At 39.4% G+C, this 25719-nt stretch carries 28 protein-coding genes and 1 pseudogene; 12 read left to right on the top strand and 17 right to left on the bottom strand.

Going from position 1 to position 25719, the window contains the following annotated elements; all coding sequences use genetic code 11:
- Positions 1 to 21: 21 nt before the first annotated feature.
- Together mtnN and H5120_RS07410 are read left to right on the top strand one after the other, a co-directional pair.
- Entirely contained in the window at positions 22 to 729 is a 708-nt protein-coding gene (gene mtnN / locus H5120_RS07405) for a 5'-methylthioadenosine/S-adenosylhomocysteine nucleosidase (protein ID WP_024597687.1), read from the top strand.
- Entirely contained in the window at positions 730 to 1674 is a 945-nt protein-coding gene (locus H5120_RS07410; RefSeq protein ID WP_182673998.1) for a regulatory signaling modulator protein AmpE, read from the top strand.
- Positions 1675 to 1737: 63 nt separating this feature from the next.
- On the opposite strand, the gene tyrS is transcribed toward H5120_RS07410, so the two are convergent.
- On the bottom strand, positions 1738 to 2937 hold the full coding sequence (gene tyrS / locus H5120_RS07415; protein ID WP_182673999.1) for a tyrosine--tRNA ligase: 1200 nt from the start codon (positions 2935 to 2937) through the stop codon (positions 1738 to 1740).
- A gap of 323 nt (positions 2938 to 3260) precedes the next feature.
- Here tyrS and H5120_RS07420 point away from each other — a divergent pair, with 323 nt between their 5' ends.
- A complete protein-coding gene (locus H5120_RS07420; RefSeq protein ID WP_024597684.1) occupies positions 3261 to 4574 on the top strand; it encodes a peptidoglycan DD-metalloendopeptidase family protein in 1314 nt (437 codons plus the stop codon).
- Positions 4575 to 4648: 74 nt separating this feature from the next.
- On the opposite strand, the gene H5120_RS07425 is transcribed toward H5120_RS07420, so the two are convergent.
- The 5 genes and pseudogenes from H5120_RS07425 to H5120_RS07445 form a co-directional block, all read right to left on the bottom strand.
- Positions 4649 to 4825, bottom strand: a complete 177-nt coding sequence (locus H5120_RS07425) for a hypothetical protein (RefSeq protein WP_007583822.1) — start codon at positions 4823 to 4825, stop codon at positions 4649 to 4651.
- Between the two features lie 13 nt (positions 4826 to 4838).
- Positions 4839 to 5810 (bottom strand): aldo/keto reductase family oxidoreductase, encoded by a 972-nt coding sequence (locus H5120_RS07430; RefSeq protein ID WP_182674000.1) that lies wholly within the window; start codon positions 5808 to 5810, stop codon positions 4839 to 4841.
- Positions 5811 to 5952: 142 nt separating this feature from the next.
- Positions 5953 to 7083, bottom strand: a complete 1131-nt coding sequence (locus H5120_RS07435) for a sodium ion-translocating decarboxylase subunit beta (protein ID WP_002961942.1) — start codon at positions 7081 to 7083, stop codon at positions 5953 to 5955.
- Positions 7084 to 7096: 13 nt separating this feature from the next.
- Positions 7097 to 8877 (bottom strand): annotated as a pseudogene (gene oadA, locus H5120_RS07440) (sodium-extruding oxaloacetate decarboxylase subunit alpha).
- Between the two features lie 11 nt (positions 8878 to 8888).
- Entirely contained in the window at positions 8889 to 9134 is a 246-nt protein-coding gene (locus H5120_RS07445) for an OadG family protein (RefSeq protein ID WP_002961940.1), read from the bottom strand.
- Between the two features lie 519 nt (positions 9135 to 9653).
- Between H5120_RS07445 and H5120_RS07450 the strand changes: the two genes are divergently transcribed.
- The 3 genes from H5120_RS07450 (at position 9654) to H5120_RS07460 (ending at position 10679) form a co-directional block, all read left to right on the top strand.
- A complete protein-coding gene (locus tag H5120_RS07450; RefSeq protein ID WP_002961939.1) occupies positions 9654 to 9827 on the top strand; it encodes a DUF1328 domain-containing protein in 174 nt (57 codons plus the stop codon).
- A 58-nt stretch (positions 9828 to 9885) separates the two neighbouring features.
- Entirely contained in the window at positions 9886 to 10077 is a 192-nt protein-coding gene (locus H5120_RS07455) for a hypothetical protein (RefSeq protein ID WP_002961938.1), read from the top strand.
- Positions 10078 to 10211: 134 nt separating this feature from the next.
- Positions 10212 to 10679, top strand: coding sequence for a YcxB family protein (locus H5120_RS07460; protein WP_182674001.1), 468 nt, complete (start codon positions 10212 to 10214; stop codon positions 10677 to 10679).
- Between the two features lie 50 nt (positions 10680 to 10729).
- Here the strand turns inward: H5120_RS07460 and csrA are convergent, their stop codons facing one another.
- The 6 genes from csrA to ribA all read right to left on the bottom strand — a co-directional run bounded on the left by csrA (position 10730) and on the right by ribA (position 16802).
- Positions 10730 to 10921, bottom strand: coding sequence for a carbon storage regulator CsrA (csrA, locus tag H5120_RS07465; protein WP_004587515.1), 192 nt, complete (start codon positions 10919 to 10921; stop codon positions 10730 to 10732).
- Positions 10922 to 11012: 91 nt separating this feature from the next.
- The gene (locus tag H5120_RS07470) at positions 11013 to 12230 is read right to left on the bottom strand and encodes an aspartate kinase (protein WP_024597680.1); all 1218 of its coding nucleotides are present in this window, start codon (positions 12228 to 12230) and stop codon (positions 11013 to 11015) included.
- 6 nt (positions 12231 to 12236) lie between these two features.
- Complete coding sequence (gene alaS / locus H5120_RS07475) at positions 12237 to 14837, bottom strand: alanine--tRNA ligase (RefSeq protein WP_182674002.1); 2601 nt, start codon at positions 14835 to 14837, stop codon at positions 12237 to 12239.
- Between the two features lie 19 nt (positions 14838 to 14856).
- Positions 14857 to 15309: a regulatory protein RecX gene (locus tag H5120_RS07480; protein WP_002961933.1), complete on the bottom strand. Its 453-nt coding sequence runs from the start codon at positions 15307 to 15309 to the stop codon at positions 14857 to 14859.
- Positions 15309 to 16097: a BPSS1780 family membrane protein gene (locus tag H5120_RS07485; RefSeq protein WP_182674003.1), complete on the bottom strand. Its 789-nt coding sequence runs from the start codon at positions 16095 to 16097 to the stop codon at positions 15309 to 15311. The genes H5120_RS07480 and H5120_RS07485 overlap by 1 nt, the downstream gene beginning before the upstream one ends.
- A gap of 81 nt (positions 16098 to 16178) precedes the next feature.
- Positions 16179 to 16802, bottom strand: coding sequence for a GTP cyclohydrolase II (ribA, locus tag H5120_RS07490; RefSeq protein ID WP_002961931.1), 624 nt, complete (start codon positions 16800 to 16802; stop codon positions 16179 to 16181).
- 249 nt (positions 16803 to 17051) lie between these two features.
- Between ribA and H5120_RS07495 the strand changes: the two genes are divergently transcribed.
- The gene (locus H5120_RS07495; protein ID WP_182674004.1) at positions 17052 to 18167 is read left to right on the top strand and encodes an energy transducer TonB; all 1116 of its coding nucleotides are present in this window, start codon (positions 17052 to 17054) and stop codon (positions 18165 to 18167) included.
- 67 nt (positions 18168 to 18234) lie between these two features.
- On the opposite strand, the gene H5120_RS07500 is transcribed toward H5120_RS07495, so the two are convergent.
- The 3 genes from H5120_RS07500 to H5120_RS07510 form a co-directional block, all read right to left on the bottom strand.
- Entirely contained in the window at positions 18235 to 18744 is a 510-nt protein-coding gene (locus H5120_RS07500) for a hypothetical protein (protein WP_182674005.1), read from the bottom strand.
- A 99-nt stretch (positions 18745 to 18843) separates the two neighbouring features.
- A complete protein-coding gene (locus H5120_RS07505) occupies positions 18844 to 19293 on the bottom strand; it encodes a low molecular weight protein-tyrosine-phosphatase (RefSeq protein WP_182674006.1) in 450 nt (149 codons plus the stop codon).
- A 34-nt stretch (positions 19294 to 19327) separates the two neighbouring features.
- Positions 19328 to 19834 carry a DUF3087 domain-containing protein gene (locus tag H5120_RS07510; RefSeq protein ID WP_024606258.1) on the bottom strand — a complete coding sequence of 169 codons (507 nt, stop codon included), beginning with the start codon at positions 19832 to 19834 and terminating at the stop codon, positions 19328 to 19330.
- Positions 19835 to 19979: 145 nt separating this feature from the next.
- On the opposite strand from H5120_RS07510, the gene H5120_RS07515 reads away from it, so the two are divergent.
- From H5120_RS07515 to H5120_RS07530, 4 genes are all read left to right on the top strand, one after another.
- Entirely contained in the window at positions 19980 to 20609 is a 630-nt protein-coding gene (locus H5120_RS07515; protein WP_182674007.1) for an energy transducer TonB, read from the top strand.
- Between the two features lie 176 nt (positions 20610 to 20785).
- Entirely contained in the window at positions 20786 to 21394 is a 609-nt protein-coding gene (locus H5120_RS07520; protein ID WP_259397831.1) for a sigma-70 family RNA polymerase sigma factor, read from the top strand.
- The gene (locus tag H5120_RS07525) at positions 21381 to 22004 is read left to right on the top strand and encodes a hypothetical protein (RefSeq protein WP_182674008.1); all 624 of its coding nucleotides are present in this window, start codon (positions 21381 to 21383) and stop codon (positions 22002 to 22004) included. The genes H5120_RS07520 and H5120_RS07525 overlap by 14 nt, the downstream gene beginning before the upstream one ends.
- Positions 22005 to 22065: 61 nt before the next feature.
- Positions 22066 to 22536 carry a DUF4760 domain-containing protein gene (locus tag H5120_RS07530; RefSeq protein WP_182674009.1) on the top strand — a complete coding sequence of 157 codons (471 nt, stop codon included), beginning with the start codon at positions 22066 to 22068 and terminating at the stop codon, positions 22534 to 22536.
- 70 nt (positions 22537 to 22606) lie between these two features.
- On the opposite strand, the gene H5120_RS07535 is transcribed toward H5120_RS07530, so the two are convergent.
- Positions 22607 to 22840, bottom strand: coding sequence for a DNA-binding transcriptional regulator (locus H5120_RS07535; RefSeq protein ID WP_223231723.1), 234 nt, complete (start codon positions 22838 to 22840; stop codon positions 22607 to 22609).
- Positions 22841 to 23004: 164 nt separating this feature from the next.
- Between H5120_RS07535 and H5120_RS07540 the strand changes: the two genes are divergently transcribed.
- Positions 23005 to 23514 (top strand): hypothetical protein, encoded by a 510-nt coding sequence (locus tag H5120_RS07540; RefSeq protein ID WP_182674010.1) that lies wholly within the window; start codon positions 23005 to 23007, stop codon positions 23512 to 23514.
- A gap of 283 nt (positions 23515 to 23797) precedes the next feature.
- Here H5120_RS07540 and H5120_RS07545 read toward each other — a convergent pair whose 3' ends face one another.
- The gene (locus H5120_RS07545; RefSeq protein WP_182674011.1) at positions 23798 to 25540 is read right to left on the bottom strand and encodes a potassium/proton antiporter; all 1743 of its coding nucleotides are present in this window, start codon (positions 25538 to 25540) and stop codon (positions 23798 to 23800) included.
- Positions 25541 to 25719: the final 179 nt, after the last annotated feature.

Below are 25719 nucleotides of genomic sequence, written 5' to 3' on the forward strand. Positions count from 1 at the left end.
CAAACTCAGGAATTAAACTTTATGAATGTTGGTATTATTGGCGCAATGGAGCCAGAAGTTAAAATTTTACGTGAAGCTATGCAAAACCCACAAATTTTAACTAAAGCAGGTTTCACTTTTTATACTGGCGAGTTGGCTGGTAACACGGTGACACTTGTTCAATCTGGTATTGGTAAAGTCGCATCAACTATTGCAACTACCTTACTGATCGATAACTTCAAACCTGATTGCATAATTAACACAGGCTCAGCCGGTGGATTCGATCCATCGCTAAGTGTTGGCGATGTAGTAATTTCGTCAGAAGTACGTCACCACGATGTAGACGTAACTGCTTTTGGCTACGAAATTGGCCAAGTACCACAAATGCCGGCAGGCTTTGCAGCACACCCTAAATTAGTTGAAGCAGCACAGCAAACAATCGAACAAATCAGTGATGTTAAAACACTCGTTGGCTTAATTTGTACTGGTGACACATTTATGTGTGACCCTATACGCATTGATAAAGCACGTAGTGATTTTCCTACAATGCTTGCTGTTGAAATGGAAGGTGCTTCTATTGCACAAACGTGTTTTACGCTAAACACACCATTTGTTGTAATTCGCTCAATGTCTGATATTGCTGGTAAAGAGTCACCACAATCATTTGAAGAATACCTAGAAACAGCATCAATCAACTCATCTAAAATGGTTGTTGCACTTTTAGAAAAACTAACAGCAGTATCTTTGTAAATGCTTAGCAATATTGTTCAAAATCACTTGGACTTTATTGCCTTTATACTAGCGCTCCTTGCTGAGCGCTTTATTCCCCTTATTAGCTGGTATCATCCTAATACGGCGTTAAATGCTGTTTTTAGTGCTATTGGCAAACGTATATACAAAAGCAAAGAACCTAAAAGCTATCAATATTTGGCAGCTATACTCGCAAGCTCACTTATTTTAAGTGTCATTCTCATTATTGTAGTGTTGCTACTCGAGTTTGCTTTTTATCCTGAATTACTCGCTGGCCTTATTTTATACTTATGCTTAGAAAGTAAGAGCATTGATAAAAAAGCACTTCGCATTGCAAAGCTAACTAAACAAAATCAAAAATCCACAGCGCGCGAATTACTAAAGCCACTGCTTGCCCGTGAAGTTAATAGACTTTCATCAGCTGGTATTATCAAAGCATTAATTGAGAGCTTAATACTGCGCACCGCTCGATACTATTTCGTAGTCATATTTATATTTTTAGCATTTGGTCCTATTGCTGCCCTTGCCTATCGGTTACTTACCTTAATACAACAAGCCTGGCGTAGTGATATCCCCCCAAATAGTTACTTTTTAAAGCCGCTTAAAACACTCTTGTTTATTATTGAATATATTCCCATGCGCTTACTCGCTTTAACTATTGCAGCAAGTCGAGCAAGCAAACAAAGCATGCATTATATAAAGCATTATGGCAGGCATTTTTATCAAACAAATACAGGCTGGCTCTTAAGCACATGTTCTGCATCACTTGGCGTGCAGCTGGGCGGGCCTGCAGTTTATTTAGGTACTCGCTTTAATAAAATGCGTATTGGCACTGATAGACTACCTACACCCGAGGATGTACCTGTAATAATTAATAGGTTAAATCAGGCGCGTGTATTTTGGTTGCTAGTGATAGCCAGCATTGAAATATTAAAATTGATTTAAAGGGCTCAAAATACGAGCACAAAAAAACCAGCCGAGGCTGGTTTTTTAGTTTTTAAACTGTGCTTAAGCTACAGTGATGTTTGCAAACTTACGTTTACCTACTTGGTAAATAGCAGTTGTGCCTTTTGCTATTTCAAGTTTGGTATCAGTGATTTTATCTTCACCGTTAAGTTTAACTGCACCTTGCTTAATCATACGCATTGCTTCTGATGTACTTACTACTAAATTTGCTTCTTTAAGCAAGTTAGCAATTAAAATAGTATCTTCTGTAATAGTGATTGTTAGCTCTGGGATTTCATCTGGTAACGCTTTTTTCTGAAAACGCTGAATAAAATCATCATGTGCACCTTGTGCATCAGCTTCACTATGAAAACGAGCAATTAGCTCTTTAGCTAGTTCAATTTTAATATCGCGCGGATTCGTACCTTGCTCAACACGTTCTTTTTGAGCTGCAATTTCTTCAATAGAAAGCGCACTTAATAAGTCGTAGTAACGCCACATTAGCACATCACTAATTGACATTATTTTACCAAACATATCGTTAGGTGCATCAGTAATACCAATGTAGTTACCAAGCGACTTAGACATTTTTTGAACGCCGTCAGTACCTTCAAGTAATGGCATCATTAATACTGTTTGCGGCTTTTGACCTTCTACTTTTTGTAGCTCACGGCCCATTAACAAGTTAAAGCGCTGATCAGTACCACCTAGTTCAACATCTGACTCTAGTGCAACCGAATCCCAACCTTGTACCAGTGGATATAAAAACTCATGAATTGCAATTGGTTGGCCGCTTCCATAACGCTTTTTAAAGTCATCACGTTCAAGCATACGTGCTACGGTTTGGTTTGCAGCAAGTTTAATCATGCCTGCAGCGCCTAACTTTTCCATCCAAGTAGAGTTAAATGCAACAGTGGTTTTAGCAGGCTCTAGAATTTTGAATACTTGTTCTTTATATGTTTCGGCATTGGCTAGTACATCTTCACGAGTAAGTGGTTTACGCGTTACGTTTTTCCCCGTTGGGTCACCAATCATGCCAGTAAAGTCACCAATTAAGAAAATAACCTCATGACCTAAATCCTGAAAGGTTTTCATTTTATTAATTAGTACAGTGTGTCCTAAGTGTAAATCAGGCGCTGTAGGATCAAAGCCTGCTTTTATTTTTAGCTTCTTGCCCGACTTTAGTTTTTCAACTAGTTCGTCTTCAATTAATATTTCTTCTGCACCGCGTTTTATCTCTGCTAGAGCGGTTTGTAAATCCACTGTGTATTACTCCAAAATTCTGCCGACGAAGGGGCGACTAGTTACTTGCGTAGTCACGGTTTAATAAAGGTTTAAACCGAATAAATAGATGTAGCTAACATAACAAATTTCTACCTAATTAAAACAACTTTTTAAGTGATTCATGCAACTAAACTAAATCAATTGAGTCTTAGCTAGGTAGAGCGTTAAAAAAGGCTTTCTAAGCCCGATTTTAGCGTAGTTTAAGGTCAGTTTAAATCTACAAAACACTAGTATTCGTACATTATTAAGTATATCCTGCAATATTATGTATTTATTATCTTGACAGCAGAAAAAGGCACGTTATGGTTCACGTGGTTCACACGCTCCCCAAAAAACACAAATTGCTTATTCTAGGTTTGGTTTCTGCTATTGTTGGCTTAGCCTTTCTTCCTTCTGAAAAAGCCACTGCATCCAAAGACAATAGTGCAAATGCACTAGAAATTGGTAAGCGCTATGAGTTACAAGTTAAAGTTGATAACAACGAAAAATTAACTGAGTTAAATTCAGAGCAAGCAGCAGAAAAGTTACCAGAATACGACTTTGTCGATCATAAAGTTAAAAATGGCGACAATTTAGCAATTATCTTTAAGCGTGCTGGTTTTTCGGCTCAAACGCTTCATAAACTAATTAACACTAATGCAGAGACTCGCAAACTTACTAAAATTCACCCAGGTGAAATACTTAGTTTTGCGACAGCTGAAGATGGCTCCTTAGCTCAACTGCGCTATGTGATTTCAAAAACAGATACTTTATTTGTTACCTTAAACGAAGAAGGTAATTACGATACAGCTATTGATAGCAAAGAAATTGAAACGCTAACCAAAACCGCTGGCGGCGAAATATCTAATAACTTTTGGACTTCAGCAATTGCAGCAGGTTTAAGCGAACGCCAAATAATGAACTTTGCTGACATATTTGGTTGGGATGTTGATTTTGCAAACGACATTCGTAAAGGCGATGTATTTGGCTTAATTTACGAGTCTCACTATGTTGATGGCGAGTTTATTGGTACCGGTAAGATTATTGCAGCTGAATTTGTAAACCAAGGTCAGCGCTTTGCAGCTATTCGCCATACCGACGGCAATTTTTATACGCCTGAAGGGCGTAGCATGAAAAAAGCATTTTTACGTGCGCCTGTAAGCTTTAAATATATTAGTTCGAGCTTTAATCCTCGCCGCTTACACCCTGTTACTGGGCAAGTTAGAGCCCACCGTGGTATCGACTTTGCTGCACGCACTGGTACACCTGTTGTTGCATCTGGTAACGGTAAAGTAATTAAAGCCGGTTACAGCAAGTACAACGGTAACTACGTATTTATTAGCCATGGCACGCAATATGTAACTAAGTACTTACACCTAAATAAGAAGCTAGTTAAAACGGGCCAAAAAGTTAAACAGGGCCAACAAATTGGTACTGTAGGTTCTACAGGTCGTGTTACTGGTGCACATTTACACTATGAATTTTTAGTAAATGGCGTTCACCGTAATCCTAAAACTGTAAAACTCCCTAAGTCAGAGCCATTACCTCGCTCAGAACTTGCCAAGTTTAAACCTATTGCTGATAACTTTATTGCCCAGCTTGAGCGCAATCGCGAGCTACAGTTAGCACTTAAATAAAGTTTATCAATAAACATTAAAAAAGCCTTTGCAGGTTTAACCTGCAAAGGCTTTTTTGTATACGCTATAAACCATTAGTACATCAGTACATAAATGAGCTGAATAACTAAAGACACCATCACTAATGGCCAAATATATTTACTGTATTTGGTTGCGCCGTTGAGCCCTATTTTACTTTGATACTTTTCAAGCAAGGGTATAAGTATCGCCAGCGCAACAAACAAACCAATTAAAATAACGAATATGTTCATATTAACGCCCTACTTATGGTAATTCGTGGCCTTTAGCGCTTACATAAAGTGCATACCAATGCTCACGAGTTAGCTCTACGTTTACAGCATCACAAGAGGCTTTAATCCGTTTAGCATTAGTTGTTCCAATAATTGGCTGAATAGATGCGGGATGGCGAAGCAACCATGCAAGTACAATTGCCTCAGCAGAGGTTTCATAAAGTGCAGCCAGCTTATTAACTAAAAGACTGGTGTTGATATCTGCCTGAGATGCGTTTGATAAATCACTACCGCTGTACAAGCCTTGGCATAAACTACCCCAGCTTTGAATTTGGATTTCAAAATGGCGACAGTACTCAATACTACCTGGCGTAAAATTAAGATCTTTACCGTCACTGTTACCGGCATATACACCTTCATCAACAAACTGATGTTTTTGTAAACTAGCCTCAATTTGGTTAGCCACAATTGGCATATCAAGCGCATGTTGTAAAAAGTTCATTTGGTGCTGCTGCATATTAGACACTGCAAAATTGCGCACTTTACCGCTTTCTTTTAAGCAACTAAATATACGAGCAATCTCGTTAACTTCCATGAGTGGATCAGGGCGATGCAGCATAAGTACGTCTAAATAATCTGTATTTAATCGTTTTAATGATGCTTCAACTGATTGCTCAATCCACTTTGATGAAAAATCATAACGCTTTGGCCCTAAGTCATCTTCAAAACGAATCCCACACTTAGATTGAATATACATGTGATCTCTAAGCTCTGGTCGCTCACTTAATGCTTTACCAAAAACCTGTTCTGCTTTACCAAAAGTATAAATATCAGCATGGTCAAAAAAATTAATACCACCTTCAATGGCGTTATCTATACATTCATGAGCTTGCTTAACATGTGCATCAGTGATTGCGTCTTTATTCCAACCGCCGCCCAGACCCATACATCCAAATACAAGTTTACTAACATGAGGCAAGTGCTTTGCTAAAGGTGTGTGAAGCATGATAACTATCCTTAAAATGTTGAAGAGCTGTTACTGTAAACAAAAAGCACTAAACAAGAAACCATTAAGAGGCGAAGAAATTAAGAACAAAAAAAAGCGCAGTAAACTGCGCTTAATGGTTAATCTATTTTAAATTACATTTTTAGCCAACAAGTGCTAATAAGATACCCGCAGCAACTGCACTACCAAGTACACCCGCTACGTTGGGTCCCATTGCATGCATAAGTAAAAAGTTATGTGGGTTACTTTCAAGGCCAACTTTATTAACTACTCGTGCCGCCATTGGCACAGCCGATACACCTGCCGCCCCAATTAATGGATTTATAGGCGTTTTAGATATTCGGTTAAGTCCTTTTGCCATAAATACGCCAGATGCCGTACCAATTGCAAAAGCCAGTGCGCCAAGCACTAAAATACCAATCGTCTCAACAGTTAAAAACTTATCTGCAGCAAGCTTTGAACCAACAGCTAAGCCTAAAAATATAGTTGTAACATTGATGATTTCGTTTTGAGCACTGTTACTTAATCTATCAACAACACCCGACTCTCGCATTAAGTTACCTAAACAAAACATACCTACCAGCGGTATAGCAGCCGGTAAAAACATAGCCGTTAAACTAAGCACCATAAGTGGAAAAATAATCTTTTCCTTTTTAGATACTTTGCGAAGCTCTGGCATTTTTATTTTACGCTCCTCTGGGGTTGTTAGTGCACGCATAATTGGCGGCTGAATAATTGGCACAAGTGCCATATATGAATACGCAGCTACTGCTATTGCGCCTAGTAAATCAGGTGCCAGTTTTGATGCTAAAAATATCGCTGTTGGCCCATCGGCACCACCTATAATGGCTATAGCCGATGCGTCCTGTAGAGTAAATTCAAAACCTGGCACATAGTTAAGTAATATAGCGCCAAACAATGTAGCAAAAATACCAAACTGTGCAGCCGCACCTAATAACAACATACGTGGGTTTGCAATAAGTGCGCTAAAGTCGGTCAGCGCCCCTACTCCCATAAATATCAACAGCGGAAAAATCCCCGTATCAATACCCACATAATAAACGTAGTACAAAAGCCCACCTGGGTCTGACAAACCTGCCACTGGTACATTTGTTAAAATTGCACCAAAACCAATAGGTAGTAATAATAGTGGTTCAAAGCCTTTAGCTATCGCTAAAAACAGTAATAAACACCCTACCGCAATCATTATTAACGATGGGATTGTAAAGTTAGCAATGCCTGTCGCATTCCAGAGGTTTAAAATACCTTCCATCCTCTATTTACTCCTAAGCTAATGCAATCATAGCGTCGCCGGTAGTTACAGCATCGCCTTCACTAACTAACACTTCAGCAATTGTTCCGGTATGCGTAGCGCGTATTTCAGTTTCCATTTTCATGGCTTCCATAATAATCACTACATCGCCTTCGTTAACAACTTGCCCAGCTTTTACCTTAATCTTAAAAATATTACCGGCTAGAGGCGCGTTAAGTGTTTCACCTGATGCAACCGAAGCAGATTGAGGAATGTGCTCAGAGTCTTTTAATGTTACTTCCTTAAGTTCACCACCTTGCGCTACGACTACGTCATAAACTTTACCATCTACTTTTACGCTGTATTGCTCAGCCTTCACTTTGTTACTATTTGAAACTGATTTAGAAGGTGCTTTACTGCTTTTATCTTCAACAGAAGGTACTGGCTCAAATGCATCTGGGTTGTTGCGGTTTTTAATAAACTTCAAACCAACTTGTGGGAATAATGCATAAGTTAATACGTCATCAATTTGATCATCAGCAAGTGTTAAACCTTGCTCTTGTGCTTCTTTTAATAACTCAGCTTCAAGCGTTGCAAGCTCAGGTGCAATGTTATCTGCAGGGCGACAAGTAATAACTTCCGCTCCATCAAGCACGCGCTCTTGTAGCTCTTTATTCATTGGTGCTGGTGTTAAGCCATATTCACCTTTTAATACGCCAGCAGTTTCTTTAGTAATGGTTTTATAACGCTCACCCGTTGCACATTAAGTACCGCTTGAGTGCCAACAATTTGCGACGTTGGTGTTACTAAAGGTAAAAAGCCAAGATCTTCACGTACACGTGGGATCTCAAGTAAAACCTCATTAAGCTTATCGGCTGCGCCTTGCTCTTTAAGTTGGTTTTCCATGTTTGTAAGCATGCCACCAGGTACTTGAGCTAGTAAAATACGCCCGTCAACCCCTTTTAAGCTACCTTCAAATGCCGCATATTTTTTACGTACATCTCTAAAGTAAGCAGCAATTTCTTCTAGGTGGTTTAAATCAAGCTCAGTATCACGCTCAGTCCCTTCAACTATCGATACAATAGTTTCAGTTGCAGAATGTCCATAAGTCATACTCATTGATGAAATAGCGGTATCGAGCATATCAATGCCAGCATCAATTGCTTTTTGGTAAGTAGCAGTACTTAAACCTGTTGTAGCGTGGCACTGCATAGCAATTGGAATAGATACAGTTTCTTTAAGTGCTTTAATTAGTTGTTCAGCATCGTACGGCTTTAATAAACCCGCCATATCTTTAATACAAATTGAATGACAACCCATATCTTCAAGCTGCTTTGCAAGAGTTAGCCACATATCAAGTGTATGAACTGGGCTAACTGTGTACGAAATAGTACCTTGAGCGTGAGCGCCTACTTTTACAGCCGCTTTAATAGCTGTTTCTAGATTGCGAACATCGTTCATTGCATCAAATATACGAAATACGTCAACGCCATTTTTATGTGCACGTTCTACAAATTTTTCAACTACGTCATCAGCGTAATGGCGGTAACCTAATAAGTTTTGACCGCGTAATAGCATTTGCTGTTTAGTATTAGGCATCGCTTTTTTAAGTGCACGAATACGCTCCCAAGGATCTTCGCCTAAATAACGAATACACGAGTCAAATGTAGCACCACCCCACGATTCAATAGACCAATAACCCGCATCGTCTAATTTGCTAGCAATCGGTAGCATATCGTCTAGGCGCATACGCGTTGCTAATAATGATTGGTGAGCATCGCGTAATACCAATTCTGTTAATTTTAATTTAGCCATGTGTGTGCCCCTTATTTATTATTTGATTTGTACTGAGCAATGGCAGCACTAATAGCAGCGATGTGCTCATTAGGCACACCTTGAGATTTAAAAGATGGTGATTTAACTGGTGTCGCCACGTCAGGTTCGCTAAAGCGCGTCACCAAATTAGACATAAGCGTTACTGCACCAATTAATATCGACAGAAATACAAACACCCCAACCATGCCAGTAAGCATTAAGTTACCAGCCGTTGTGAGTAGAGCACCTATATCCATTTTTCTCCCCTTGAAACCCATATCGAAAATAAAAAATCGATTTAATTAAATATTTATTCACTGGATAATAACAAAACTAATCGCTTTGTCTACATCTTGTAAATTGGTAAAACCAATTAAACAATAAACAACATAACACTCAATTAATTTACATGCTATAACTCAGCAATCACGCGCTCTACAATACATACAAGAAATAACGACTATAGCTAATAGTTATATGGAAGTTGTTAATTAACTATCAAGCTAAGTAAAAATAAACACTAATTCTTAATATAAAATGCAAAGCCACACACCACTTGTTAATTGGTCTTACCAAAATAAGTCTATTTAGTGAACATTTAGTAGTTATTTGCAACAGTGTGAATAACTTACATAACAAAGCGTAAAAGTTACTAACCAACTAATAACTAGAGTAACAGCAAAAAACCATAACCAATTGATATTTATACTAAATAAACTTTGGCATATAACTGGCATTAATTATTATGAACAAATTTGATAACCAAGGAGAAAACAATGTTACGCTGGACAATTACATTTTTAGTTATTGCTTTAATCGCTGCAGTGTTAGGTTTTGGTGGCATCGCAGGTGCCGCAGCTGGTATAGCAAAAATTATATTTTTTATCTTTTTAGTACTTTTAGTGATTTCATTAGTTTCAGGTGCACTACGTGGTAAATCACCCAGGTAGATAAAGCATTCAACTAACTAACACTAAAATTTAATTAATACTTACAAGGAATTACACTATGAACTCTACAACTTTAAAAGCAGCACTAATCGCAGTATTTGCAGGTTTTTTCATGATGGGTTGTGAAGACAACCATGCAGAAGATGCTGGCGAACGTATCGACGAAGCAGTAACTGACGTGCAAAACTCTGTTGAAGATGCATGTGAAAATGTTAAAGAAGGCGTGAACGCTGAAGAAACTAACTGTTAATTCTTCTTGAACCGCTAAAAAAAACGGCTTTCGAGCCGTTTTTTTGTGCCAGTAATAAAATCACTGACTATAAAGCTGCTCATTTAGCAGTTAGCTTGTTAAAATAAAAAAAACGATATTTAAAGCAAGGCAAAATGGTATTCACAACCACCTACACATTAGATAAACCCTACTTTTACGAGTGTTTTGATGAGTCACTCCCTTATAGTAAGCGTGCAAAACCTAAATACTTTTTACTTGTGCTGTTAGTTGCGCTTGGTTTATTTGGCATTTATGTTTTAGACGATCATTACTTAGGATCGTTTATGATCATGTTAGCGGTACTCGAGTGCGTCGCTTTTTACTATCGCAGACCATGGTGGGTAACCAGACAAATGCTCAGCAGAGCATCAGGCTCTGAGGTAACACTTACCTTTGATGAAGAAGGTATTAAATCTGCTAATCATTACAAAAGCTATCAATTAGAATGGCAAAATATAAGCGAAGTAATAGACACCCAGCAAGGTATTATTATTAAAAACAAAAGCGGCATGCAGTACATATCAAAACAAATACTTAGTCCTGAAACACTCGCTTTTATAAACAAAAAAGCCACTCAGTGAGTGGCTTTTAGTCTAGTTGAGTTAATTACTCAACTACGTATACGTGTTGATTAAGCATTGCCCGGATTAGGGTTCGACTTTTCAGCTTGTATGCGCATGTAAATCTCTTCACGATGCACTGATACGTCTTTTGGTGCATTAACACCGATTCGAACTTGATTTCCTTTAACACCTAGAACAGTAACTGTTACTTCGTCACCAATCATTAGGGTTTCACCTACTCTACGAGTTAGTATTAGCATTCTCTTGCTCCCATGTTCCAATAAAAATTATAAGATTCCGCTTAAACATACTAATGAAAATTAGACTGAAAAGTAAGTAAAAACTCGCAATCTATCCATTTTCTGTTAAAAATGCCTTGTGTAATGCACGAACAGCCAACTCTAAGTACTTTTCATCTATTAAAACTGAAATTTTAATCTCTGAAGTCGAGACTAAAACCACATTAATATTTTCCTGCGCTAATGCATCAAAAAATAAACTAGCGACACCAGAATGTGATTTCATACCCATGCCAACAGCAGAGACTTTAGCTACTGCTTGCAATCCGCTTATATTTTGAGCACTGAGCTGAGCTTGATCTTCACTCAATAATTCAAGTGCTTGCAGATAATCATTCGAGTGCACAGTAAAAGCATAGTCTATTTTTTCAAAGTTATGATTAACTTGATTAATCATATCTATTTCGATGCCATTTTCGGCAAAAAGTTTCAATATTTTTGAAAGATATTGCGTGCCCGTTGGCACACCTTGTACCTTAATTAAGCATTCGTCACGATTAAACGCAATCCCCGATACAACCTTGCTTGGCATATCGTTCTCCTCAAAACTTATTAATGTACCTTCATCGGGATTAAAGCTCGAAAGCACCCTAAGTGGCACATTATGTTTTCCTGCGGCTTCTACTGAGCGAATATGCAAAACTTTCGCCCCTAAACTTGCCAGCTCTAGCATTTCGGCAAAGGTAACTTGGCTCATTCTGCGCGCGTTAGGTTCAACACGAGGATCTGTAGTATATACGCCGTCAACGTCTGTATAGATCTGGCATTCGTCAGCTTTTATAGCCGCTGCTATTTCTACAGCCGATGTATCGGTGCCGCCGCGCCCAAGCGTTGTAATATTGCCCTCAACATCACGCCCCTGAAACCCAGCAATAATAGCAATACGATTATGCTCAAGCTCATGCTTCAAACGCGTAGCAGCAACCTCTGCAATACGAGCTTTACCAAACATGTTATCGGTTAAAATATTGACTTGATCGGCTAATAAGCTCACAGCAGAGTGGCCACGTTTTATAATAGCCATAGCAAGTAGTGATACAGAAACCTGCTCTCCGGTGCTAATAAGTACATCTAGTTCACGGCTACTCGGGCGAGTATCGATTTGTTTGGCGAGATTAATTAAGCGGTTGGTTTCTCCCGACATAGCCGAGAGCACCACAACCACTTGGTGTCCTTGTTGTCTGGTTTTTACAACAAGGTCGGCGACCGCTTCAATTCTCTCTATCGAGCCGACCGAAGTGCCACCGAATTTTTGAACAATAAGCGCCACTTAGGCTTAAGTACGCTCAGTTAACCAAGCTGTAACGCTATCTAGTGCAGCAGCAAGGTTTTGTGGCTCGCTACCACCGGCTTGTGCCATATCTGGACGACCGCCACCTTTACCACCTACTTGGCCTGCCATGTGGTTAACTAACTCACCGGCTTTTACTTTGCCTGTTAAGTCTTTAGTTACACCAGCAATTAGGCTTACTTTGTCGCCACTGGCAACACCGAGGGCAATAACACCTGAGCCAATTTTGTTTTTAAGGTCATCAACCATACCGCGCAGTGCTTTAGATTCAGTACCTTCAACATTTGCTACAAGTAGCTTAACGCCGTTAATTTCAACAATCGAATCAAGTAAAGATGCACCCGCTGCACTTGCTAACTTATCGTTAAGTTGCGCAATTTGCTTTTCAAGACCTTTAGACTTTTCAAGTAACGCGGTTACTTTTTCAAGTACCGATGCGCTATCGGCTTTAACTAAAGCAGCTACATCATGTAATTGTTGCTCTTGCTCGCTAACATAAGCAACTGCATCAGCACCAGTTACCGCTTCAATACGGCGAACGCCTGCTGCAATACCGCTTTCAGATACTATTTTAAATAAACCAATATCGCCTGCGCGCTCAACGTGAGTACCACCACAAAGCTCAATAGAGTAGTCGCCAATAGTAACTACACGTACTTCGTCATCGTACTTTTCGCCAAACAACGCCATAGCACCTTTCGCTTTAGCATCATCAATAGCCATAAGCTCAGTATTAAGTGCAAAGTTACGACGAATTTCGTCATTAACTACACGCTCAATTTCACGTAGCTCATCTTTTGTAACCGCTTCAAAGTGCGAAAAGTCAAAACGTAAACGATCAGGCTGAACAAGTGAGCCTTTTTGGCCTACATGGTCGCCTAATAATTGGCGTAGTGCTTCGTGTAAAATATGTGTAGCTGTGTGGTTTTTCTTAATGCTATCGCGGCGTGCATCATCAATAGTCGCATCCACTTTATCGTTAACACCAATGCGGCCTTGCACAGTACCGTGGTGAGCAAAAGCATTACCAAGTTTAGTGGTATTAGTAACATTAAATTCGCCACCAGCAACTGTAATAGTACCCGTGTCGCCCGTTTGGCCGCCTGATTCAGCGTAAAACGGTGTGCGGTCTAATACTACAATACCCTGTTGACCATCTTCTAATAACTGAACAGCTTCGCCACCGGCAAAAATTTCTACCACTGTCGCGCTATGGTGTGTGCTGTCGTAGCCTTTAAACTCAGTAAGCTTTTCTGATTTTAATTGCTCATTGTAATCAGCACCAAACTTACCCGCTTGTTGCGCTGTTTTACGTTGTACAGCCATGCACTCTTCAAAGCCTTGATGATCAATCGTCATCTGGCGCTCACGCGCAACATCGGCAGTTAAATCAGCTGGAAAACCATACGTGTCGTAAAGTTTAAATACTAAATCGCCCGGTATAATATCGCCTTTAAGGTCACTTAAGCTTTCTTCTAAAATAGCTAAGCCACGCTCAAGTGTTTTACCAAACTGTTCTTCTTCAATGCGTAATACTTTTTCGATAATTTCTTGTTGCTTAGCAAGCTCTGGGTACGCTTGCCCCATTTGCTCAATTAGCGCAGCAACTAATTTATAGAAAAACGAACCTTGCGCACCTAACTTATTACCGTGGCGCACTGCACGACGAATAATACGACGTAGCACATAACCACGCCCTTCGTTAGATGGCATAACACCGTCAGAGATTAAAAACGCACACGAACGAATATGATCCGCCACTACGCGTAGTGACTTATCGTCCATATCTTGCGCGTTAGTAACACTTGCAGCAGCGGCAATTAAGCCTTGGAATAAATCGATTTCGTAGTTTGAATGCACACCCTGCAAAATTGCAGAAATACGCTCAAGGCCCATTCCCGTATCAACAGATTGCTTAGGTAGAGGCAGCATAGTACCGTCGCTTTGACGGTTGTATTGCATAAATACAAGGTTCCAAATTTCGATGAAACGGTCGCCGTCTTCCTCTGGAGTGCCCGGAGGTCCGCCCCAAATATGCTCACCATGGTCATAAAATATTTCAGAACACGGACCACATGGACCGGTATCGCCCATAGACCAAAAGTTGTCAGAGGTCGCAATACGAATAATACGATCTTCACTTAAGCCAATATCTTTTGACCAATACTCAAACGCTTCTTCATCATCGTGATAAATAGTAACAAGCAGTTTTTCTTGAGGTAATTTAACAACCTCAGTTAAAAACTCCCACGCAAACTTAATCGCGTCTTGCTTAAAGTAATCGCCAAAGCTGAAGTTACCTAACATTTCAAAAAATGTATGGTGGCGAGCAGTGTAGCCTACGTTTTCTAAATCGTTATGCTTACCGCCAGCACGTACACAGCGCTGCGAACTTGTCGCACGTGTATAAGGGCGGCTTTCTGCGCCTAAAAATACATCTTTAAATTGCACCATGCCGGCATTATTAAATAACAACGTGGCATCGTTACCCGGTATAAGCGAGCTAGAAGGTACTATTTGATGTTGCTTGCTGGCAAAAAAGTCTAAAAACTGTTGCCTAATTTGTGCGGTAGTCATGTGCTGCATTTGAAAGTCTCACCTGTATTTACTGTGCTTGCATTGCAAAATTAATTTCATCGTAGCTAAAACCTCGATACATTAAGTAGCGCACGCGCTTAGCTTTATCTTTGTAATCGAGATCTGGCGGTGTATTCGAATATTTTTTATTGTACGCATCCTGCGCAAGCTCAAACCAATCTATTTCAAGCTCTTCAACTACCATTTCAAGTAGCGAACGATCAATCCCTTTGCCCATAGCTTCGCTTTGTATTCGCTTAAGCCCGTGGCATTTAAATATGTGTTTTCTTACAAAGCCTTCACAGTATCGCTGCTCGTTAATAAAATTGTGCTTTTCGCACCAATCAAGCAGCGTTTCAATAAACTCTTCTGTCGCTTCTTTTTGCTGTAATTTGAGCGTTAACTCACGACGCGAATATTCTTGGCGCCCTAGTAACCAAAGTACATAGTTTTTTAGTTTTTGCTTTAATTTATCATCCATTAAGCGTCAAAACGTCCGCTTGTTTCACTGCTAAGTGGCTTAACATTAATGTCGTCACTTAATGGTACAACAGGCATAAAAATGGCTTGATAAGATACAAAAAAGCTAATGTAGCAAATCGGCATTAAAATCAACAGTGGTAAGAACGATAAGAACATCGAAAGCGCCATAAATAATGCGCAAATAAGGCCAAAAACGCCAAGTGGAAAAATGTTATGATAAAACACCATTAACGATTTTTTAAGTGCCGTTAAAATGCGTGTTTCTTTACTAAAATAAACAAGCGGTACAGCGTAAGCAAACGCTGTTAAGTAAATTAGCATTGCCATAAAAAATAAAATGACATTCGCGCCCGAAATACTCTCAAGCATTTGTTCAAGTGCCACGTTTGGATCAAGTCCTGGTTGGCTCATAACAGCCACTGCATCGGCAAATAAGCCATTAGCAAGTAACGCCATTAAAATACCCGCACCCATTTGGTAAAGTGCTAAACGTAATAACCCTAAACGATTTCCCTTAGCCGTAAATGGCTTGAGAATATCGGCTAGCATAATTTTTCCGCCCTGTTGCTTACTAAGCACCGCTTGGTAAAACCCTGCGGTTAAAAATGGCGTAGCGAGTGCTGCTACTACTTGCAGCAGCGGTAAAAATAAAGACAGCAGCCCTACAATGCCAATAAATAAATGCATAAAAATAAAGGTTGCTGGCTGGGTTTTAAAAATAAGCCACCCGGCTTTTAACCACTTTAGCCCTGCATCGGCTTTAAAAATTCGTAATTGTGTAGACATACTTGCTCTTAATTTAAAACGAAACACGCCAAGTATAACTTGGCGTGAGGGGGGATTAATAGACGAAACGTAATTAAATGATTAAGGTTTTTTAATTTTCTTAATATCTAACATATGCGCGCCATGCTTAATTTTTGTTTCTAGGTACGATTTATTACCCGCAACACCCGCTTTAATGTGCGCATGTGTGCCCACAACCGAGTCAACATTAATACCGGCATCTTTTAATGCATTAAGCTTTTTAGGATTATTAGTCATTAATTTAACGTGGCTTAAATTAAGCGCATTGAGCATTAATACCGCATCCGAAAAATCACGTAAATCATCAGCAAAACCTAAATGATTATTAGCTTCGTAGGTGTTCATACCTTGCGATTGCAATACGTAAGCGTCTATTTTGTTGTATAAACCAATGCCACGGCCTTCTTGGCGTAAATACAATAAAATACCGCCTTGCTCGTGCATCATTTCAATACATTCATTTAGCTGCTCGCCGCAATCACAACGCGATGAGTAAAATACATCGCCCGTTAGGCATTCTGAATGCATACGAATTAGCGGTACATCTTGCTCTGTATCGGCGTTGTTAAACACCATAGCAATATGTTCTTTACCATCTTTTAAATCAGTAAATGAGATTATTTCTGCAGGGATATCACTATTTCTGCCAACTTTAAGCTGGACTCTTGCTCTTACTTGCGCCACGACAAATCCAAATATTTAAATAACTACGACACGACAATAAAGTGATAGTATCACAAAATAGGATAAATACACCGTAGTACAAGACTGTTTATGGCAAATATATGGCGACGACAGGCGTTATTTTCAATGATTGTTAAGCAATAAATTAATACAAATAACCGCCAATATTATTTACGTTGATTTACCTTAATCAGTGACACCTACAGGCACGTTTGGTATTTTGTATTTTAAACAACGATAGGGATTATTATGAAACGTCAGCAACTCGCTTTATTTATAGGTTTAAGTTTGTCTGCTTTAAGCGCAACCACTTTAAGTACTACAGTACTTGCAAGCCAAGCAAGCGATCCTCAAACGGTATTTAACCAAGCATACCAAAGCTATTTAGCAGCAGTTAAAACAGACGAAAACGTACAACAAGCTGCCAAACTTGCTTACACATCAGGTAAAGCCGTTTACGGTAAAAGCGACGACAATACTGCTAACTTAGCTATTAACTACGCTAAAGCTATTAAAGGCTACGGCGATGAGCTATACGAACAACGTTTTGCACTTTATGATGAAGCACATACTATTTTAGCGGCTAATCACGGCAAACAATCAATAGAAACAGTTGATGCACTGCTCGGAAAAGCTAACTACACAACATCAGCTTACAAAGCAGCTAACTTTTTAGAACAAGTAATAGGTATAGCTAAAACACAAAATAACCCTAAGTTTGTAGCCGACATGAAACTTGAAGCTGCAACGCTACTGGCTAAAAAGTTTAGTTCTAAAAAATATCGTGAGGCTAAAAACTACCTAGAAGAAGCCGACGAATACTACCAAGAAAACTTACCTGAAAACTCACTAGAGCGCATAAAAGCCGATTTTTTAATGGCCTCATTCGCAGAAGGTCGTAAAAGATACAATCAAGCGATTGAAAGGCTAAATCGTATAGTTACTGTATTCGATAGTAACTTAAACTTTGATCATAGTGCAGAGCTAAGCGCTCACTCTAAGCTTATTGGCCTGTACGAAAAACAAGGCAAAAGTGATGAAGCAACTAAACATTGCCTAGCTATCGCTCAAATGGTGCCATGGAAAGAATCGCAAGAGCAAACGCCGCTTTACCGTGTTAATCCTAAATATCCAGTTAACAAAGCCAGATTTAGTACCGATGGTAGAGTTGTTATGGAGTTTGAGGTAGACGCAGCTGGCTTTGTAAAAAACCCAAAAGTACTTAGATCAGAAGGCGGCAGCGCATTTGAAAAATCAGCCAAAGCAGCGCTTGAGCAATGGCGTTACGCGCCAAAGTTTGAAAATGGCAAACCTGTTAGCGCTATTTCTCAGGTACAACTCGACTTTAAAATTAACCGCCACTAAAAGCGGCTCATTAAAAAAGGCGCTTTAAGCGCCTTTTTTAATACCAACTAATACAAATTCTACGTAGTTAAAATTCGTAACTTACGCTAATACCGCCATCGGCTCTTTTTTCGTTGCTGTCGCTTGCTTTACCATAGCCCACATCTAGCTCTAATCTAAAACCAGCGCTGTTCAGTCCATTAAAGTTATAGCTGTACGTAAGCCCTATGCCGTTTGTTGTTTCTTCATCAAAAATACCGTCAATTACACAACCTAGCGTATTAGCAAAGTCAGTTGCTACATCATTAGTTGAACTTTCACACTCTTGGTCTGTATCTCTTGCACCAATAGCGCCCACAAGTGCGCCAAAAGCATGCTTTTTATTATCGCTTACTGCTTGTTCAAAACCTGCAGAAAATCCATCATCAAGGCCTAGTTTATAATTTGCATACCAGCGTTGTGTGTCGTCGTTAGCCGACAAAGACACTTCAGGAATAACTAAATAAGGATAGCCACCCCCAATCGAAAAACTAACATCGTTAGCAAAAGTAGAACAAGAAGCAATAGATAAAGTGAGTAGTAATATTTTTATTTTCATAAAGTTCCCTTTGAGTAAGTATAAAATGTACTTATTTTAGGGACACTGTGCAATACGACAAAAAGCTCGTTAAATTTAGCTTTAGTAATAAAATAGGGATTAAATTTTAGCGAGTATTTTATCGCTAGCCGCTTCTATTAAATCGAGCACATTTTCAAAGCCATCATCGCCGCCGTAATAAGGATCGGGAATAGCGCTTTGGGCTTGCTCGCCATATTCTAAAAACAGCGCTAATTTGTACTGTAGATGCTCAGGGCACTGGGCTTTTAAATCAGCTAAGTTTTGCGTATCGGCCGCTAAAATTAAATCAAACTCAGTAAAGTCGCTTGTACGCACTTTACGTGAATAAATACCTTTAAAGCTGTAACCGCGCTTCTTCCCGGCTGCCATTGAGCGACTATCAGGCGCTTTACCTTCGTGATAGCCAATAGTGCCCGCCGAATCAACTTTAACGTTAACGCCTAGCTTTTTAGCGCGGGCTTTTAATACCGCCTCTGCGGTTGGCGAGCGGCAAATATTGCCTAAACACACTATGAGTACTTTTTTCATTAAGGCTCCTCTAACTAATTTAAAAACCTAAGCTTTAAAACTGTTTTAAAATGCTTTCATCGTAATCTTCAACATTAAGCGTTACGTTATGTTGTGCTGCAACTGATTCAAGCTCAGCTTGTTTGATGGCTAAATCGTCCATAGTGATTAGATTATCGTCTAGCTGCCACAATAACCGAGAGCCCGCGTAGCTATAATGAATCGCTAATAACGCATCGGCATTACCTTCACGACCAGCGGCTTTTAACTTAGCCATTTTACGGGTTATTTTATTAAGTGCTTTTTTAAGCTCCCACACATAAACAACTTCAGTCATAAAGCTATGTGTACGGTATTTATTAAGTAACCACGCAAGCCCAACGCTAGTAATAGCAACGCCTATTAAGTTCCAATGAAAATGGCTACCACTTTCATCAGGAAATAAAGCAATCAGCGTTTGCGATATAGCCAAGCTGCCTACAGCCAAACCAATACCACATCCTGCAATAACACGGTTTAAATGTTTACGGTAACGCGCTTTATTTATTTCAATGAGTTGCATAACAGCCTAAAAAGTTAAGTTTTAATATTTGCGAATGGCTATTGTAACTAAACACCACATTTTTTATAAAATTATTTCACCCCTTTTTGATTTACCACCCGTTATAGCTTTGAAAATACCCTAATGCATTAATTTGGAGCGGCTTATGCACACACTTGAAGTACCTAACAACCCAGTATTTATTAAAACATCGACTGCCGTTATCGGCGGCGCCGCGATGACCTTTGTAGCTTTTGCGTTTATGCAATATTTAATAAGTGGCGAGCAACGCGCACCGGTAAAACCAGGGGGCGATATTATAGTAGAGATTTTTCAGGCACCTGAGGATTCAAAAGTCAGGCATATACAAAAAATACAGCCGCCACCGCCAATACCTAAAGTGCCGCAAAAAGCTCCACCGCTTGATACATCAGCCGATCCTGTGCTGGCAATTAGCGACTTTACGCCAGTTACGATTGACGATTTTGGTGGCGACATTAACAATACTATTAATCGCCCTACTGGGGATGCAACACCCATAGTGCGCATAAACCCTAAATACCCAACTACAGCAGCGCGCGATGGTATTGAAGGTTGGGTGCAACTAAGCTTTAGTATTTCGCCCACCGGTGAAGTAATCGACCCAGTAGTTATTAACGCCGAGCCAAAACGTACCTTTGACCGCGAAGCAATAAGAGCCATTAAACGCTGGAAATATCGCCCCAAAGTAATTGAAGGTGTGGCACAATTACAAACAGGTCAAACCGTACAACTCGATTTTAAATTACAACAATAATACCAATCCGCAATAATACTTAATCATTTTGTGGGGCTAAACGTGTCGCTACCTGTGTTAAAAAATTCTCATTTAGAACAACTAAATAGCGAATTTTTTGCCTAGCTATCAACACGTTTTTCTACCCTCAAAATAGATCACTTAATTAAGCAAATTGGTATAAAAGCGATGAGCCTATGCTACTAAGTATTAAGTCATGGTTATTTGAAACGCCAAGCAAGGACTGCATGGCAAGTTACGCAAAAAGTGGTGACAATCGTTACTTAGAGCAGCTTATTGCCCTCTACAGTAACGACTTATACCACTACCTTGTTACGCAATCTAATACGTATTTAGCATACGACGTAAGCCAACAAACATGGCTAAAAGTAATCGAAAAACGCCACCTTTACCAAGCGCAAACCACACCCAAAGCGTGGTTATTTAAACTTGCCCGCAACACACTTATTGACGAATACCGCAGGCAACAGCACTTTGTAGAGCTTGACGAAAACACGCATTTAGCAGCACAAAATGATAAAAGCGAAAGCGATTTAAATAGTGGTGACTTAACTAGCAAAGACTCGCATATAGGCAGCTCAAACATTAGTTATGACGCGTTCGACGCCGCGCTAAAACAACTCAGCTTTGTACAGCGTGAAGCCATAACATTACAACAAGAAGGCTTTTCGCTCACCGACATAGAACTTATAACGCAAAGCAGCCTCGAGACCATTAAAACAAGGCTGCGCTATGCCAAGCAAAATCTTAAACGTTTATTAGGAGCAAACAATGAACAAGCCTGATGAGCCGCTTGATCAAAAGCTCGCACAACACTTTAAAGAGCGAAAAGCGCGCACAACACTTACAAGCACTCAGCAAAAAGCGCTACTTAATACAGCCACGCACACAAAGCCTAAAAAGTTCGGCTTTACGCTACAGCTAACCAGCCTTGCCTGCGCACTGGGTGTATTTGCTTTTATTGTGTTTGATAATAACAACGTAATAAATACAGAGTCTAAAACCGTACTTAACAGCGAATTTAACACTATAGATATTCACGACTATTCAATTATTAAAACACACGAAATAAACCAAGCTGGTAGCTACGCAAGCTCTATAAACGAGCAAAAACACGCGCTTGATAGTCAATTAGCTAACGATTTACGCCGCCACCAACAACGCCACATAGAATACGGCACTCTAGTGAAGGTAGATAACGACTGGTACATAGCCAGCTGTAATGACGAGGTGCTCGTGCAAATTAAGCATTCACTGTTGAGTGATTTAAAGGGTAAACACGCGGTTGAAAGTAATATAAATACGGGTGATATGCTCGCCATGGCACATAATGGTAAAGGGCAGATTATTGCACTTAAACATGCGGGAGTTGGGGTTAGGCAGTGTGGGGCTTAGATATATTTTAGTCTAACCTAAAATTTAGCTAAGATTAAACTAAATACAAGGAGTAATCGAAATGGAATTAAATTACATAATAGAAATAAGTAAAGTAGTCGCTGTACTGTTTACTGGATGCTCATTTCTTTTTGGTATTTATATTTATATAGTTAACTCAAGAAAAGAGAGAATCAAATCAACCTTAGAATATTGGGGGAAGTTTCATCAAGAAGTTGTCCCGTATCTTATTAAGTTTAATAATAAATACCCAGGTAAGCTCCATGCTAATGAGGTCAGGGAAGTCGTAAATTTATCCGACACTAAAGAAGCTCTTCACCATATCCTAAATAAATATGAGCAGCTAGCTACAGGAGTGGATTTAAAGGCATATGAAATAAAAGCATTAAACTCACTATCAGGTCAGGAGATAATTAATAGTTACCATAGGTACGAAGCATATATTTTCTATCGTCGAGCTCACAAAGAGAACCCTGAAATATGGTTACAATATGAGAAATTAGTAAAACTACTGATTAAACTAAGGAGATAGGATAAGGCTTTAGAGTAATATAGTGGAGTTGGGTTTCGTGTCACTCAACCCTAGCTACCGGCCGCTTGGATTAATAAGCGAGTATATCTAAGCCTTTATTGGCGACCAAATTTAACAGCTTTAATGAAGCACCTTTTGGGAACTTGCCGCCTTGCTCCCAAGCTCTAACTGTTGAAGCACTGGTATTTAAATAAGCCTCGAATACCGCAGCGTGCTCACGAATTGCTTTAATATGCGCGGCATCATATTGCTCTACTTCAGGCAGACACATTGCATCAAACCCCCGCATAGTTTGCCTATCCATAACACTCAGTATTATAGTTCACCAGAATTAATGTACTAAAAATTTAAAAGCAACTCTCAGCATATTTAGAAATACACAATATTAGTTCTTTAAGGCTCAGCCCTATAAAGCTATAATTTAACTTAATTTTCATAGCGCTATTAGTTTAAATTTAAGGAAGAAATATGACAAAACTACTTATATTCGTTTTTGCTATTTATACATTTTGCTGCTCATTTGTGCAGGCTGAGGCTTTAGTAAATAACGAATTTGTAGTACCGATTGAAAAGCACTTTGAAAATTTCACCTTAGTTAAGGTAAACCCTAAGTACACAAAACTTGATTACAAAGCGCTTATGTCTGCTCGCGAGTTTATTCAAATTAGCTTAGGCACCACATGGCCTGCTGATGACTTTACTTTGCAAGAAAACACGCAAACATTGGAAAGTGACTTAATCGCATTTAATAATAAAGAATCTTTTACTTTTCATGTAATGAATAACGATAAAACGAAGGTGATTGGCTGTATTTATATTACAGGTACGGTCGATAGTGAATTTGATGCCACTGTATTTAGCTGGGTTGCTAAAGAGCACCTCGCTACACCGCTTTTTGATGAGCTTAGAACAAACGTTAAAACATGGGTTAAAAACGAATGGCCTTTTACAAACGTTGATTACCCGTTTAACAGTTAAATAGCATATTAAATCATTCACTTCCAAACAAAAGGCCTGCGATTAAGCAGGCCTTTGAGCATTTAAAAATCATACGTATAAAACAATAATTTTTGAAATAAAATAAGAAAAAAAATAAAGCTACCGCCCGACGCGCCAGCAAGCTAAGCGCCTACAATAAACACCACATACAACTAGCTTTGGGGTGCTCATTGCATTGGTGAACCGTTGTGTTTCGTGTCACTCAACCCAACCTACTTAGCTATAAACGAGCTGTCACCACCTAATAAATCATTGTTAATGATTACTGCTTTAAAAGTCGTTTTTCTGGATTATTTAAGTACTTTAAGCCAATGGTAACTATGCGTGTATGCACCATTGTTATAACGCGTATTTGCACATTGCCAATAACAACAATATCGCCTTTACTGACTTCTCCTGAAAGCTTTTGGTTGATCACTTCTTCCAAGCTTATCTCTTCTGGCGCGTCTATTTGCATGTGATAAGAGTAAAATATATCGCCTACCAACGTTACCCCTTTCACTTTAAGTTCGTTGTGGGCTAAGTGGCTATCTTGGTGGTTTGTTTTATCGGTTGCTGTAAAAACTAAATCAACAAAAGGTCTGTTATCTGGTTTTAAAACAACAAATAAGTGATCGTTTGCCTTTAACTTAGTTGAACCTCGTGGCGGGATGATTGACGGACCCCGTGTGATCATAGCAACAACCACACTTTCAGGAAGTGCGGCATGTGACAAGCTGCGCCCAGAAACCCGAGAAGCATCACTTAAGGTGTACTCTACAATTTCTATATCAATATCGTTTAGCGCTGTAATTTCAAGCGTTGCAGCGGCTAGGTCGGGTGGCGGCTCTACTAAATTAAGTTTTTTAGCCATCCACGGCATTGTTGAGCCCTGTAACGTGGCTGAAATTAATACCACGAAAAAAACGACATTAAAAATAAGCTCAGCCCCTGAAAGGCCAAATAATAATGGGAATATAGCTAAAATAATGGGCACTGAGCCTCTAAGGCCAACCCAAGATACAAACAAGGTTTCGCGATTATTAAAACCAAACAGTTTTAAAATAGGCGCTACAGCTAATGGGCGAGCAACAAAAATGAGTGCCAGTGCAATAAGCAGTCCTTCTAACCATACATCAACCAATGACGATGGGTTAATAAGGAGGCCTAATACAACAAACATGGTTATTTGCCCAAGCCATGCTAAGCCGTCATGAAACAGAAAAATACCGCGTTTATATACAAACTTACTGTTACCTAAAATAACACCCGTTATAAATACAGCTAAAAATCCACTGCCGCCGAGCGTTGCAGAAAGGCCAAATGAAAGCAGTCCAAATGCGGTTACCATCACTAAATACAAACCCGATGCATTTAGTTTAATGCGATTAATAAACCAAACCGATATTTTACCAATTAAAAGACCACAAATAGCGCCAATACCCATTTGTTGAGCAAATAACTGTAGTAAACCCAGCCCTACTGGCATGTCATTAACGAGCATTTCGAGCAAACCAACCGTTAGAAAAATAGCCATTAGATCGTTCGAGGCACTTTCTATTTCAAGGGTCGATTTAAGCTTTTTATTTAAGTGAATGCCCGCACTTCGTAAAAGTGCAAACACGGCTGCAGCATCTGTAGAGCCAACAATGGCGCCCAGTAATACACCTTGTAATATGGGTAGGTCTAAAATATAAGTGGCCACAAGGCCTGTAATTACAGCGGTAAATAACACACCGATGGTTGCTAAAGCAGACGCGGGTTTCCACACTTGTTTAATTGAACTGGTGGGCGTTTGTAAGCCACCATCAAATAGAATAATAGCAAGCGCGAGAGTACCCAGAGCATGTGCGGCCTCTGCGTTGTCGAATGAAATACCTGCAATACCATCTTCACCTGCGAGCATGCCTACAAGTAAAAATAGCACCAGCACCGGTAAGCCAACGCGTGCAGATAACTTGCTCGAGATCACTCCAAGTAAAATTAAAATGGCACTAACGAGAATGATATTATCAATTACAAACATAGTGTGGGTTTACAGCCTTATATGAGTTAAAAAGTAAGAATTTATAGCTACCAAAAAGCTTAAAGCTCATGCTATACAATAACCTAAAAAATATAAATACGGATACTTAAGTCTATATTTAAATTGTTTATTTAATAGCTAGAGCGTCGTTAAGCTTGGTATTACTAGCCTCGGTCTTA

Source organism: Pseudoalteromonas sp. SR43-2 (assembly GCF_014163885.1).
GTDB lineage: Bacteria > Pseudomonadota > Gammaproteobacteria > Enterobacterales > Alteromonadaceae > Pseudoalteromonas > Pseudoalteromonas distincta.